Origin of the sequence: Nitrosomonas sp. (assembly GCA_031316255.1) — a bacterium.
GTDB lineage: Bacteria > Pseudomonadota > Gammaproteobacteria > Burkholderiales > Nitrosomonadaceae > Nitrosomonas.
The window spans coordinates 3,120,623-3,135,352 of record JALDQW010000001.1; the positions used below are offsets into that span (position 1 = coordinate 3,120,623).

Consider the following 14,730-nt stretch of genomic DNA (forward strand, 5'->3'; position numbering starts at 1 on the left):
GAGCGATTATGTATGAATCGTTTTACGAATTTGATGCCAAACCATTTCAATTAAAACCGGATCCCAGTTTTTACTATGGCAGTAAAGGGCATAAACGGGCAATGGCTTATTTGGATTATGGCCTTTCACAAGGAGAAGGCTTTATTGTTCTTACGGGTGAAGTTGGAGCAGGTAAAACGACATTGATGCGTAGTCTTTTCCAAAGCTTGGAATCAGACAAGATAATGGCTGTTCAGATTGTCAGTACCCACATTGATTCGACGGATATTTTAACGCTGGTTGCTGCTGCTTTTGGTTTGCAATATGCCAATGCGAGTAAAGCCACTTTATTACTTGATATTGAAAAATTTCTTCGTCGCTGTGATAAACAGGGCAAGCGTGTTTTGCTGGTTGTCGATGAAGCCCAGAATTTATCCCCGGAAACCCTAGAGGAATTGCGGATGTTGTCTAATTTTCAGACAGATGAAGTGCCATTATTACAAACATTTTTATTGGGTCAACCGGAATTCAAGAAAACACTGTTGAGTCGAAATATGCAACAACTCAGGCAAAGAGTAATTGCTACTTATCATTTGGGGCCCTTGGATGAACAGGAAACAAAAGCGTATATTGAGCATCGATTAAAAACAGTTGGCTGGCAGAATAATCCTGTTATTTATGATGATGCATATCACCTGATCTATACTCATACTGGTGGGATTCCAAGAAAAATTAATTTGCTGTGCGATCGAATGCTTATGATGGGTTGTCTGGAAGAACTCCATTACTTTGACCAGAAAGCGGTCGAAGTAGTTATTACTGACTTTCAACAAGAATTTGATGCACACCAAATCATGGCGGATGATCTGGCAAAACTTCCCGAGATCGGATTAGATATGGAAAATCAAAGCAAAATGGACCTGGGAAAAATCGAAAGCCGGTTATTGAGAATGGAAAAATCAGTCCTTTTTGTTTTAGATTTGTTAAAGCAGAATTTATCGTTCGGTAATGTTAAAAATGATACCAACAAGAGATTGTAAATCATGAATGACATAAACACAGACATTCATCAAATCAGTAATGCCATGACAATCGATGTTGAAGATTATTTTCAAGTTTCAGCTTTCGAAGCCAATATTCCAAGAGAATCATGGGATAGCATTCCATGCAGAGTAGAAGGCAATATAGACAGGATTCTAGGTTTACTCGATGAAAAGCAGATAAAGGCGACATTTTTTACCTTGGGTTGGATAGCGCAACGATATCCTGAAATGGTAAGACGTATTGTTGATAATGGCCATGAATTAGCAAGCCATGGATGGGCGCATGCACGCGTTACTGACCTGTCGCAGCGTCAATTTGAAGAAGATATCAGTCGTAGTAAATTACTTTTGGAAGATATTAGTGGCCAGGCGATACTAGGCTATCGGGCGCCAAGTTTTTCGATCAATGACCATAATTTGTGGGCGTTGGATTGCTTGGCAGAGGCAGGGTATCGCTATAGTTCGAGCATTTATCCTGTACAACATGATCACTACGGCATGCCCGAGGCGCCAAGATTTGCAAATCACCCAAGAGGCGAAAGCGGGGTCCTCGAGTTGCCGGTAACAACAATTCGTCTTTGTGGACGGAATTTTCCAGCGGGTGGAGGTGGTTATTTCAGATTTTGGCCATATTCCGTTTCTAAATGGTTTATTAAAAGACTCAATGTAAATGAGTCCCATGCGGCAATTTTTTATTTTCACCCATGGGAAATTGATGTGGAACAGCCACGTCAAAGTGATATCAGTTTTAAAACCCGATTTCGGCATTACTTGAATTTGCATCGTATGGAAGAAAGGCTAAGATCACTGATGCACGACTTTAAATGGAACAGAATGGATAAAATTTTCTTACCTAAAGAACTTGGCATTATCAAATGAATTCAAGAGATAAGATATCTGCAATTGAGAAATCGATTGAGCAAATGGTAATTCGCGAAATGCAACCGGGAGATAAAGCACGTTGGGACAAGTTTGTGTTGAGGTGCCCGGAAGCGACTTTTTTTCATCGGGCAGGGTGGAAAAATGTGATAGAGCAAGCGTTTAATCATAAAGTCTGGTTCTTATATGCAGAGTATGATGGTCAGATTCAGGGAATACTGCCATTGGCTGAAGTTAAAAGCTTTCTTTTCGGACACTCCATTAGCGCATTACCTTTTTGCGTGTATGGCGGTGTAGCTGCGGATAATCAATTTGCACGAATGAAACTTGAGCAGGCGGCTGATGAACTGGCACGACGAAATAAAGTGGATTATCTTGAATATCGTAATATGCATTCTGTTCATCCAGATTGGCCGAATAAAGATCTTTACGTGACTTTTCGCAAGGCGATTGATCCTGATGTTGAAAAGAACCTTTTGGCAATACCGAGAAAACAACGCGCGATGGTACGTAAAGGCATAAAGTATGAACTTGAAGCTGTTATTGATGAGGATGTTGAACGTTTCTTTTTTGCTTATTCAAGTAGTGTACATCGATTGGGAACACCTGTTTTCTCAAAGCGATATTTTCAACTTCTCAAAGAAACATTTGCTGAAGATTGCGAGCTTATGACGGTTATTAAGAACGGTAAAACAATTAGCAGTGTAATGAGCTTTTATTTTCGGGATGAAGTATTGCCGTACTATGGCGGTGGAACTGATGATGCGAGAAAACTGGCTGCCAATGATTATATGTATTGGGAGCTCATGAGACGAAGCTGTGAAAGCGGTTATAAAACGTTTGATTTTGGTCGCAGCAAACGAGATAGCGGATCTTATAGTTTTAAAAAAAACTGGGGGTTTGAAGCACAACCACTTTACTATGAGTATCAGCTAATTAACGCTTCACATGTGCCGAATCACAATCCATCAAATCCAAAATATAAGTTTTTTATTAACGCATGGCAGAAATTACCGCTTTCTATTGCTAATTTGGTAGGACCGCATATTGTTAAGAACTTGGGATAGGATGTAAAAAACTTTTCCCTGAACATTTAAGTATTTTAAAAATCTTCGGGTAAATTTTTACTGGCGTTTTATAAAGTAAGTAGGTAACAGTCATATGAACACCATAATTTCTACTGAAAAATTAAACCAGAACCAGAACGGTGCGCCCGCCTTAATGGCAGTTCTGGCTGTAATTGGAATTCTAGTGATTTACCATGAAACAGTAGGGTCCATGGTCGCTACTTGGTATAGATCTGAAACATATGCACATGGCTTTCTGATTTTTCCATTTGTTATTTATTTGATCTGGACTAAGCGGCATAGTATATGTGCTCATAACCAGCAACCGTGTCCTATGGCTCTTCTCGGTCTGGGTATACTGGGTTTCTTTTGGCTGGTTGCTGAACTGGCGAGTGTTCAGGTACTAACGCAATATATTCTTGTTGCAATGTTACCGGTGGTCGTTGCTGTTATTCTGGGCTATAGAATCATGTTTGCCATGGCTTTTCCTTTAGCTTATCTTTTTTTTGCGGTGCCTTTTGGCGATATGTTGATTCCGCCGCTGATCAATTTTACTGCCGATTTTACTGTGAATGCATTACAACTGACCGGAGTTCCCGTTTATCGTGAGGGAACTTTTTTCTCATTGCCTACAGGAAACTGGTCTGTTGTAGAGGCATGTAGTGGTTTACGTTATTTAATCGCGTCGGTCACACTGGGAACACTATATGCCTACCTAACTTACCGGAGTTTAAGCAGACGTCTGATATTTATATTTTTCTCAATATTGGTGCCCATCATTGCCAATGGAATTCGTGCCTATCTGATTGTGATGACCGGACATTTGAGTAACATGCAGTTAGCGGTTGGCGTAGATCATCTGATTTATGGCTGGATATTTTTTGGGTTTGTCATGCTAGTATTATTTTGGGTAGGATCCTTTTGGCGTGAGGATGACGACGAGGCAGCCACACCAAAACTGGGTGAGCAGCAATTGATCGGGGATGAGAAAAAAGTCACCTCCATTACAAAAACAGCTCTGATTACTTTTGCGGCGTTATCTATCACCTTGATTTGGCCCATTTACGCGGCATATCTTGAGAAAGATACAGTTCATGAACCTGAATTTAATTTCTATTTACCAGACCGGAAAGAGTGGTACATTGCCAGTGATCCAGTGACAGACTGGAAACCAATTTATATTGGACATCCTGGAAGATTCGAACAACATTATTCAGGCTTTGGAGATAACCGGGTTAGCTTGTATGTTACATACTATTTCAATCAACGACAGGGACATGAGTTGATTAATTTTGGGAATATGTTGGTGCCGGAAACCGATGCCCCGTGGCGTAAGATAGGTGAAAGAAAGAAATCTGTGATAATGGATAAAAATGAAATGACGGTGCGCCAAGCTCAATTAAGTTCATATTCAGGCAAATTATTGGTCTGGAGGTGGTATGTATTAGGTAATGAAGAAACAATTAGTGCTTATGTGGCAAAGGCCTTACTTGCGAAGAATCGATTGCTATACGGAGAAGATTTTGGGGCAGAGATAATTGTCGCTTCTCCTTATGACGTTGAGCCAGATGAGGCTGCATCTGTCCTTAAGCAGTTTCTATCTGATATGCTGCCGGTAATTTCTGATAATTTAGAGAATTTAAACAAGCAATAGTGCATTTTAATTATTAAAGTGCGGTAATTATGGACAATGTTTGATTAGACCCGGCTAAAATCCGGACAGTGTAAATTATAATTATGAATGCTCCGCCTTTAATTGCTCATGTCATTCATCGCTTGGATGTTGGTGGGCTTGAAAACGGTCTGGTAAATCTGATTAACAGAATCCCTCCGAGTCAATATCGGCACGTGATTATTTGTATCGAAGATTATACAGATTTTCGTCAGCGCATAACGCGTGATGATGTTCAGGTCATTGCCTTAAATAAACGTGTAGGATATGATCTAAAGCTATACACGAAATTGTTTCGAGTTCTGCGCGAATTAAAGCCTGATATTGTACATACACGTAATCTTGCGGCTTTAGAGGCTCAATTAATAGCTGTTGCGGCTCGGATTAAGGCGCGTGTACATAGCGAACACGGACGGGATATATCTGATTTAAAAGGAGAGAACTTTAAATATAATCTATTACGTAAAATAATTTATCCCTTTGTCGATCATTTCATTACGGTTAGTAAGGACTTGGAAGTATGGTTAACCAATTTGCTGGGCGTGTCATCAAATCGGATAAGTCAAATATATAATGGCGTTGACAATCATCGGTTTTCTCCTGGACAACCTACTCACAGTGGATTGGCGCCAAGCGGCTTCTTTTCAGAGAATAGCTTTGTAATTGGTAGTGTAGGGAGAATGGAGGCAGTTAAGGACTACCCGAGTCTCGTACGAGCTTTTTTACAGATTATTGAAAAAATACCAGCGGCTCGCATGAGGTTGCGACTCATGATTGTGGGCGATGGAAGTTCGCGTAATGAATGTTTGAGTCTGGTGCGGCAAGCAAATGCGGATGATCTGGTTTGGTTCCCGGGTGAGCGTTCAGATATTCCAGAATTCATGCGCATGATGAACCTGTTTGTGTTACCCTCGCTTGGCGAAGGAATATCAAATACAATTCTGGAGGCTATGTCCAGTGGTCTCCCTGTTGTGGCAACGCGAGTTGGTGGAAATATAGAGTTAGTCGAAGAAGCGCGAACTGGAATTCTGGTTTCTCCGGGAAAACAATCGGAGTTAATGGAAGCTATGTTGTCTTATTACACAACGCCAGAGTTGTTAGATATCCATGGTAAATCAGCGCGGCATAAAATTGAAACAGCTTTTAGTATGACAGCCATGATTAACAGCTATCTTCGCGTGTATGACCAGTCGTTGTGCCTGAAAGATTAGAACTGATTTTACAGCTCCGCGTCGGCATGAGAAAAATCAATCAGCTAAGCGAATGATTTGATTAACCTTCAGCCTCAGAATGAGATGCGCTATCCGGCCATTTACTGAAAGGGAACGGTCGTTGCTCACTATTAAACGATAGAAATTGGATAATTTGAGAAATATAGATGCTTAAACCTTGAGAAAATTTGAGTATTTGTTCGTTTGGTTTCTCTGTAAGCATAATCGACACAAACTGGAAAATCATAATTCCAGTAACGAGAAATTTCGATATACTATACACGACAATAAAAAATAACATAAAGATCGCGCGGACCAGAATTTCATTTCTTTGTGATGGTTGTTCAACTTCTTTTTTCATTTAATTCCTTTACTTTATGAATAAGGTCTTATTCTAAGTTTTCTATTTTAGAACCACCGTCTAACTCTACCTTTATATTCGTCAAATTGAACGCCAAAAATTTTCCCAAGTGTTTCTTCTTCGGGCTCAATTTGAAACCGGTTCATGTAATAAACAAACCCTGCTATGCACAACAGTGCCACGATGTTGTTTAAATAGAGACCCCATCCGAGAAGAATGGTTGCTAAACCTAGATAAATCGGGTTTCTACTATATTGATACAAACCTGTTTTTATTAGAACAGAAGATGATTCCGGTTTCATCGGGTTTAATGTTGTTTTTTGACGTAAGAAGGAAACGCTACTCATCAGGATCAAGATAACTCCCGCTATTACCATGAATAGTGGTATCGAGGCGTGTATTTGTTTAATGGATAAAAAAGGAGAGAATTTTGCGGTAAGCCACATCATTGTGGCGAATATAATCAGTAGGAGTGCGGGTGGAACTAGAAGTGTTAACCGGTGCATGGTTAGTGGATATGTTTATACCCTGACGGATTTCCAATATTTGGCTTTCCAGTAGACATTATCCATATGTGATATCGTTACACCTTTGCGTTGAGAAACATGTAGGAATTTTTTATTTTCCAGATAAATACCAACATGTCTGGATGTCGGTCCTGTTCTAAAAAAGACCAAATCACCCGCATTTAATTCGTGTTTATGAATTTGTTTTCCTAATTGTGATTGTTGACGTGTTGTTCTAGGTAAATACATTCCAAGTTTGGATTTATAGGTTAGGTAAACAAATCCTGAACAGTCAATGCCATTTTTGTTCAAACCGCCTAGTCGGTAACGGACTCCCTCCCATTCCCTATGTTGACGATATAGCTTGTGAATGATGGTTTTTTGCTCAGGTTTTTTGCTTAATTCGGTTGATCTGAGCTGATAGTTGCTTGGTTTTTTCTCTTGCAAGGAACCGCACCCAGTGATTACTATGGAAAATACCAAGCATATCACAATAGCATATTCTTTCTGTATACGTCGCATCATCAATTTTCGCTTAATATGATTGCTTGTATCATACCAAATTAGCTAAAGAAATCAACCGCGACATTAATAATATCATATAACCATATAATTATTATTATTTTATTGGTGCATACAAATGATCTCCTGATTTAGGTGGCGATGATCGCACACTTGATTTTCAATGCCACCGGATCATTTAGCTTCTGTACCATTAATTCGTTCTGACAGGCGATGGATATTCGAAGAACTGCCGCCAATTTTTCTTTCGTTGCTTTGACGTAATGATCTGGCCGCTAGTTTTGATTTATTGCGACGATCGAATGCGGTGTTAATTGATGTAACTGTATCAGAACCCAGCTTGAATACTGCTATTGCCTGTGAAAGATTATTGGTTTGATTGCTCAGTTCATCGGCAGATTCTGAAACATCTTTTACCAATGAAGTGTTTTGTTGTGTTACTGTATCCAATTGAATCAAGGCTTCATTGATTTGTTCAATGCCTGAATTTTGTTCGTGAGAAGCATTGGTGATATCCGCCATAATTTCAGTTACTTTTTGTACTGAGTCGACGACTTCAGCCATAGTCTGTCCCGCTTTATCGACCAATTCCGAGCCCGATTCAATTTGATTCACAGAATTATTGATTAAAGTCGTTATTTCTTTTGCGGCGGTTGCTGAACGTTGCGCAAGCATTCTAACTTCCGAAGCAACTACTGCAAACCCACGACCATGTTCGCCTGCACGCGCAGCTTCCACGCCGGCATTCAGTGCAAGAATATTCGTTTGAAAAGCGATTTCATCGATGACATTAATAATATTCACAACCTGCTTGGAACTTTCATGAATTGAATTCATGGTGTGTACGACTTCGTTGACTATTTCACCGCCTTTTTTCGCTATCCTGCTTGCCTGTATACCCAATGCATTGACTTCCTGTACATTTTGGGTATTTTGCGCTACGGTTGAGGTGAGTTGTTCCATCGATGCGGCCGTTTTTTCCAGACTTGCTGCTTGATCAACGGTACGTCCGCTTAATTCATTGTTTCCTTTTGCCAGATCTTCGGAAGTACTTTTGACGATTCCAGTGCTGATATTAATATTTATCATGATACGGCGCATATTTCTGTTCAAGGTTGACAGCAGTTCAAGCAATCTTCCCAGTTCGCCCTTTGCAGACGGATATTGTTCGTTCGAAAAATCACCTGATGCAGCTTTGGCAATCATGTCGGAAATATGTCTCATCGGACGCGTGATTGATGATATGCCATAATAAGCCAGTAACATGGAGATCAAAACGCCAAGCCCGATAGCCGACATATAGGCAGCCGGATTTTGTGCGGCCAATCCAGTTATTGCGGTTAGTCCAGCCATGAATAGCGCAAAGCAAGGAAAAGCAAATAACAGACCCAATTTGGTTTTTACTGAAGGATTCCTGATTGCGACCAGTTTCTCCGCAATTCCTTTTTTAATTACCTTTCCTTCTCTAAGTACAACTTTGCCTGCTTTAATTTCTTGGTACAGTAATTCAGCCGACGTGATTTGTTCGGCTGTCGGTTTGTTTCTCACGGAAATATAGCCGTTGATTTGACCCGCTTCGCGCAGTGGAATAACGTTGGCTTCAACCCAATAATAATCGCCATTTTTACACCGGTTCTTGACGATAGCCGTCCAGGGTTTACCTGCCTTTAGGGTTTTCCATAAGTCATCAAATGCTTCTTCGGGCACATCCGGATGCCGTACTATATTATGAGGTTGTCCAAGCAGCTCTTCGCGTGTAAATCCACTGATATTCACAAAGGCATCATTAACGAATACAATCCTTCCTTTTAAATCAGTCTTGGATATGAGCCCATCCGTATCACGAAATTTTCTTTCGTTGGTTGTAATTGGCATGTTTACCCGCATAATTAAATCCTCCAGTACCTTATTGCTTATTTAGATGGCAATTTTTTGTAACAACGCTATGCATTCTTATACACGCCCCTATACACGCACCGTTTGTGGGCCCATATTTACAACTCTGGATAAAACCTTTCTCGCCATATCGTTTAGTGGGACAATTTCATCAACTCCGCCCGCAGACACTGCTTCTTTAGGCATGCCGTAAACAACGCAACTGGCTTCGTCTTGGGCAAAATTATAGGCGCCAGCGTCATGCATTTCTAACATTCCGGCCGCACCATCTTTACCCATGCCGGTCAAAATCACGCCGATTGCATTTTTTCCGGCAATTCTTGCGGCAGAACTGAAAAGTACATCGACAGACGGGCGGTGACGGTTGACCGGTTCCGATTTGCTTAATTCAGTTACATAATTTGCACCACTGCGTTGCAGTAGAAGATGAGAATGTCCTGGTGCGATAAAAGCATGTCCCGGTAATATACGTTCACCACCTTGCGCTTCTGCAACACTAATTTTGCACAGTTTGTTCAAACGCTCGGCAAAGGATTTTGTAAATGTCTCCGGCATATGTTGGGCGATGAGAATACCTGGGCAATTCGGTGGCAATTGTGAAAGGAATTCATACAGCGCTTCGGTTCCGCCGGTGGATGAACCGATTATGATCAACTTTTCTGTTGATGCAATCCGATTCGTCAATACCGGGAGGGACTGATGAGTAGTCGCAACTTTAGGTTGCGAAGCAGCAATCGGTCGTTTTATCCGAGCCTGCTTTGCAATGCGAATCTTATATGCAATTTGATGGGCATATTCCTGTAAACCATGCGCAATATCAATTTTTGGTTTAGCAATGAAATCAACAGCGCCGAGTTCAAGTGCACGAAACGTCACTTCGGAACCCTGTTCAGTCAAAGTAGAAATCATTAATACGGGCATTGGCCGCAAACGCATTAATTTTTCTAGGAAATCGAGCCCATCCATCTTGGGCATTTCAACGTCCAGCGTTAATACATCCGGATTCATTTCACGTATCATTTCTCTGGCAATAAGCGGATCAGGTGCTGCGCCAATAACTTCCATATCAGGTTGACTATTGATGATCTCGGTCAACATTTTCCGAACAAGTGCAGAGTCGTCAATGATTAATACTCTAATTTTATTCATAAATTATCGCCAAAAACGGTTATTCGGATTGTTATCAGGAAAAAAGCTCAACCGCACCACTCGAATCTGAAGAATTGTTGAAGGTATTCACCTGTTTGCTATAGCTTTTTTCTTGTGCAGAAATACTATTCAGTTGGCTGCCTTTCAGTTTTTTAACCATCACTTTGCCGGACTTTGGAAAGAAAAATACTTTTCGCGGGTAAATATCAACCAAATCTTTTGCCGTTACTCGAATATTCTCCGTGGCTAAAAACTTGAGTACAAAGTCTGCATTTCTCTGGCCAACATTCGATGTTGTCAATTCCTTCATCACATTGCCGCCGCCAAACACTTTTGCTTCAAGATTTGCACGGCGTGCACCCAATTTCAAAAGCTGGTTTATCAGCACTTCCATTGCGTAGGTGCCGTAACGTGCGGGAGCATTGAGCGGCGTTTTGGAATCCGATGTTCCACCGTCAGGCAGCATAAAATGATTCATGCCGCCAATACCATTGCTGGTGTCGCGAATACAAGCGGCAATACATGAACCCAGGACTGTTACCAGTAATTTATCTTGATTGGTGACATAATATTCACCGGGCAACAGTTTAACGCTTTGGGCTTTAAAGTCGCTATCGTAGTAGAAATGAGTTGCAACTTGTTTGTCAATCGGAATAAATTCTTTTGGTTCGATTTCAATCATTATTTATCCTTTTTTATTTGCAACTTCATAGACGGTATTCGAACGCAGTCTAAAAATATCAGAAGCAAATTGCAGGCTTTCGGAGTGACCGGCAAAAAGCAATCCGCCATCGTCGAGTAACGGTGCGAATTTTTTCAGAATTTTATATTGTGTTTCCTTGTCAAAATAAATCATGACATTACGGCAAAAAATGGCTTGAAAAGGACCGCGTATCGACCAGAATTCTTCCAGAAGATTGATTTTTCGAAAGGTGATCAATTCCCGTACTTCGTCACGAACTCTGACTGAACCTTCATTGCGGCCCTTGCCTTTGTAAAAAAATTCTTTTAAAACACTTTGCGGTAATTTTTCCACACGATCCAGACTGTAAACGCCTTCTTGTGCTTTTCTCAATACTTGGGTATCCACGTCTGAAGCCAGAATATGCACCGGCGGGGTAAATGAATTAAATGCTCTGATTGCTGAAATCGCCATGGAATAGGGCTCTTCTCCAGTGGATGATGCGCTGCACCAAAGATGAATTTTGGCCTGGTTTCTGCGTTTTTGAAGATAATCGCTTAGATCCGAAGCATCTTGAGTATTGACAGGCTGTGGTTTCTTGCACGTTTTTAAATGCTGCTCCAGAATCGGAAAATGATGATTCTCACGGAAAAAAGATGTCAGATTAGTTGTCAGGGCATTGACAAACTCCTGCCACTCTGCCGCATCAGCTTTTTCCAAAAGATTTAAATACTCTTTAAAACTGTTTAATCCATGCGCGCGTAAACGCCGCGCCAATCGGCTATAAACCATGTTTTGCTTGGAATCTGATAATGAAATACCGGCATGGTCATAAATCAATTTTTTGGTTCTATCAAAATCTGCTTGCGTGTAATTATATTCACGGGACGGGAGTTCCGAAGCTTTTGTAGTTGTTGCTAACATGATTTATATACTCCAACAAATGTACGGTTTAGAATCCAATCCGCAAGTCATTTGCACAAATTGTGAGAAATTCAAATTAAAACTCTTCCCATGAATCATTTTTACCGCCTGCTGCAACCTTACATGGTTGCTCTAAACCTGACATAATCTCATCGTCAACTTGGGTTTTTTGTGTTTTCTGAACGGGCAATTCTGTTACCACTGGCTTGGGACGTCTTTTATGATTAGTCACGCGTTGACTACCTACTGATAATTTGAATACGGTTACTGCATCAACCAATTCTTGAGACTGATCTTGCATTAATTCCGCAGAAGCCGCAGCTTCTTCAACAAGCGCTGCGTTTTGCTGTGTAGCTGTATCCATCATGGAAATTGCCTGGTTTACCTGTTCAATGCCTTGACTTTGTTCCTGTGATGCAGCCGTAATTTCGCCCATGATGTCGGTTACTCTTCTGACAGCATTAACAATCTCGTCCATAGTTGCCCCGGCCTCATCGACCAACCGCGTTCCAACGTCGACTTTGTTTACAGAATTGCTGATTAATTCCTTTATTTCCTTGGCTGCAGAAGCAGAGCGTTGTGCCAAAGTGCGTACTTCAGTAGCAACTACAGCAAATCCGCGGCCTTGCTCACCCGCACGCGCAGCCTCTACAGCGGCATTCAGTGCCAAGATGTTGGTCTGGAATGCGATGCTGTCAATAACAGAAATAATGTCGACAATCTTTTTGGAACTTTCGTTGATCTCATTCATGGTTTGAACAACCTGACCAACGACTTGACCGCCCTTAATCGCCACATCGGATGCGCCGGCAGCCAACTGGTTGGCTTGCTTAGCGTTATCGGCATTTTGTTTGACAGTCGACGTCAATTCCTCCATTGCGGAAGCGGTCTGTTCCAGACTAGCGGATTGTCTTTCAGTGCGTTGACTCAAATTCAAATTGCCTGCAGCAATATCTTCAGTGGCGCTGGTGATTGAATCCGTGCCCAAACGTACCTTACCGACGAGATCAATCAGATTACTGTTCATCTGCTTGAGGGCTTGCAGTAGTTTTCCGGTTTCGTTATTGGATTTTGCATCGATCCGGGTCGTAAGATCGCCCGCAGCAACAGCATTTGCTATTGCAATCGCTTCATTCATGGGTTTTGTGATGCTGCGCACCATAAGAATGGCGAGAAAAATGCCAAAACCCAAAGCCAGCACCATTAATCCAATCAGTAAATATATGGAATGTTGCATATCAACGACACGAAACTGAAATGCCTCGACCAGAGTCTGAATGGCAATTGCATTAAATGCATAAATGTTGTCAATTGCGTTGGTATAATCATCGAAATATTTATCGGCGGCAAGAGTCAACCGTTCTGCATTTAATAGTTGGGTATTGGTGATGGCCAGGACATTATCAATTTGCTGCTTAACTTCAGCCGCCTTGGCTTCGATTGCTGCTTTGATATGCGCATCGGTACTGGTAGCTTTTTCCAGGTTGCGCGTCAACTCCTGATAAAATTCGTTAATGTTGCTGTATTGGCCCATAAGGGTGGCGCGTTGAGCCGTAGTAAGTTCGCCAGAAGCGAGAACAGTTGTACCTGCAGCGCGCATTCTGCCCATGCTTTCAGTAATCTTGGGCGCATTGACCATTGTGGCATTGATAAGAAAATAGGTGCCGGCAACAGGATCGAGTGAAAGCCCGAATTCATCCTGAATTTTTTCTGCAATTAACAGCATGCTCCCTATCACGTCAGTATGATGCTTGGCGCTGTCTGGAACACTGAGTTGGCGCCGATTAACCGCGTTTGCCAATTCTCCCAGACGCTGCTTTACAGCAGACCAGTTACTATTGACTAGTTCGGATACATTAGCTGATTTGAATGCAGCATCAACATTGGCTGCAGCGTTATTTATTTGTGATTGCAGTTCAGGCAAGCGTACTACCAATGATTCGTTTCCACCCAGTATGCCACCGGAAAGGCCACGGTGCTGCTGCGTTAATTTAACTATTTCATGGATTGATACAATGGGCGCAACGCCTGCAACCTCCCGCTCGGCAACTTCAACTTCACCAGCAACCGACATAATATAAAATGATGCCGGGAAAGCTGCCATTACCAGGAATATGATTCCAAGGACAGTAAATTTTTGTGGTAAGCTCATGTGTTCTAAAAACGACATTTGTTTCTCCTAGGTACTTAATTATTCACAAAATTTTTTAAACCGAAATCACTCAGTGTTGCCAGGGCCGTATAAATTTTGTTAATTCAGTTGCGCCAACTGTTTCGAGATTAATTAATGGTTGTGTCCAATAAACCCATTTCCCGACTTCCCATAAGCTTTTCAATGTCAAGCAGAATCAGCATTCTGTCATCAACCGTACCTAAACCTTTGATATATTCGGTATCAATTGCCGTTCCAAATTCTGGTGTTGCGCGCATCTGTTCGGAATCGAGGTTTATGACATCCGACACGCCGTCAACTACAATCCCAATGATTCGTCCAGATACGTTTAAAATAATCACAACAGTAAATTGGTCGTACTCAGCCGTGCCCAGTCTGAATTTGATTCGCATGTCGATAATGGGAACAATGATACCGCGCAGATTGACGACACCTTTGATAAACTCAGGAGAATTGGCAATTTGCGTTATCGCATCATAGCCACGAATTTCCTGAACCTTAAGTATGTCGATGCCATATTCTTCGTTTCCCAAACGGAAAGTTAGAAACTCATTCAGTGCCGGGTTTGCTGATGCGACAACTGAATCGGTTGACGTTACGGTTTGTTGTTGCGACATGACGCTCCTCCTAGTTTTAAATTTAGACTATTAATGAATTCAATGTGTT

At 41.5% G+C, this 14,730-nt stretch carries 13 protein-coding genes and 1 pseudogene; 5 read left to right on the forward strand and 9 right to left on the reverse strand.

Annotation, left to right across the window (positions count from 1 at the left end):
- Positions 1-8: 8 nt before the first annotated feature.
- The 5 genes from MRK00_13865 to MRK00_13885 all read left to right on the forward strand — a co-directional run bounded on the left by MRK00_13865 (position 9) and on the right by MRK00_13885 (position 5,851).
- Positions 9-1,019 (forward strand): XrtA-associated ATPase, encoded by a 1,011-nt coding sequence (locus MRK00_13865; protein MDR4518453.1) that lies wholly within the window; start codon positions 9-11, stop codon positions 1,017-1,019.
- A gap of 45 nt (positions 1,020-1,064) precedes the next feature.
- On the forward strand, positions 1,065-1,901 hold the full coding sequence (locus tag MRK00_13870) for a DUF3473 domain-containing protein (protein ID MDR4518454.1): 837 nt from the start codon (positions 1,065-1,067) through the stop codon (positions 1,899-1,901).
- Positions 1,902-1,945: 44 nt separating this feature from the next.
- Positions 1,946-2,968: a FemAB family PEP-CTERM system-associated protein gene (locus tag MRK00_13875; protein MDR4518455.1), complete on the forward strand. Its 1,023-nt coding sequence runs from the start codon at positions 1,946-1,948 to the stop codon at positions 2,966-2,968.
- Positions 2,969-3,062: 94 nt separating this feature from the next.
- Positions 3,063-4,622, forward strand: a complete 1,560-nt coding sequence (gene xrtA / locus MRK00_13880; GenBank protein ID MDR4518456.1) for an exosortase A — start codon at positions 3,063-3,065, stop codon at positions 4,620-4,622.
- Between the two features lie 83 nt (positions 4,623-4,705).
- Positions 4,706-5,851: a TIGR03088 family PEP-CTERM/XrtA system glycosyltransferase gene (locus MRK00_13885; protein ID MDR4518457.1), complete on the forward strand. Its 1,146-nt coding sequence runs from the start codon at positions 4,706-4,708 to the stop codon at positions 5,849-5,851.
- Between the two features lie 61 nt (positions 5,852-5,912).
- On the opposite strand, the gene MRK00_13890 is transcribed toward MRK00_13885, so the two are convergent.
- From MRK00_13890 to MRK00_13930, 9 genes and pseudogenes are all read right to left on the reverse strand, one after another.
- A complete protein-coding gene (locus tag MRK00_13890; protein ID MDR4518458.1) occupies positions 5,913-6,212 on the reverse strand; it encodes a DUF4389 domain-containing protein in 300 nt (99 codons plus the stop codon).
- 47 nt (positions 6,213-6,259) lie between these two features.
- Positions 6,260-6,661 carry an isoprenylcysteine carboxylmethyltransferase family protein gene (locus MRK00_13895; GenBank protein ID MDR4518459.1) on the reverse strand — a complete coding sequence of 134 codons (402 nt, stop codon included), beginning with the start codon at positions 6,659-6,661 and terminating at the stop codon, positions 6,260-6,262.
- 72 nt (positions 6,662-6,733) lie between these two features.
- Positions 6,734-7,165, reverse strand: coding sequence for an NlpC/P60 family protein (locus tag MRK00_13900; protein MDR4518460.1), 432 nt, complete (start codon positions 7,163-7,165; stop codon positions 6,734-6,736).
- Between the two features lie 249 nt (positions 7,166-7,414).
- Positions 7,415-9,127 (reverse strand): methyl-accepting chemotaxis protein, encoded by a 1,713-nt coding sequence (locus MRK00_13905; protein MDR4518461.1) that lies wholly within the window; start codon positions 9,125-9,127, stop codon positions 7,415-7,417.
- Positions 9,128-9,205: 78 nt separating this feature from the next.
- A complete protein-coding gene (locus MRK00_13910; GenBank protein ID MDR4518462.1) occupies positions 9,206-10,285 on the reverse strand; it encodes a chemotaxis response regulator protein-glutamate methylesterase in 1,080 nt (359 codons plus the stop codon).
- 34 nt (positions 10,286-10,319) lie between these two features.
- Positions 10,320-10,967, reverse strand: coding sequence for a chemoreceptor glutamine deamidase CheD (gene cheD / locus MRK00_13915; GenBank protein ID MDR4518463.1), 648 nt, complete (start codon positions 10,965-10,967; stop codon positions 10,320-10,322).
- A 3-nt stretch (positions 10,968-10,970) separates the two neighbouring features.
- Positions 10,971-11,891, reverse strand: a complete 921-nt coding sequence (locus MRK00_13920) for a chemotaxis protein CheR (protein MDR4518464.1) — start codon at positions 11,889-11,891, stop codon at positions 10,971-10,973.
- Positions 11,892-11,967: 76 nt separating this feature from the next.
- Positions 11,968-13,113, reverse strand: a pseudogene (locus MRK00_13925) (methyl-accepting chemotaxis protein).
- Between the two features lie 1,058 nt (positions 13,114-14,171).
- Positions 14,172-14,681: a chemotaxis protein CheW gene (locus MRK00_13930; GenBank protein MDR4518465.1), complete on the reverse strand. Its 510-nt coding sequence runs from the start codon at positions 14,679-14,681 to the stop codon at positions 14,172-14,174.
- Between the last annotated feature and the right edge of the window lie 49 nt (positions 14,682-14,730).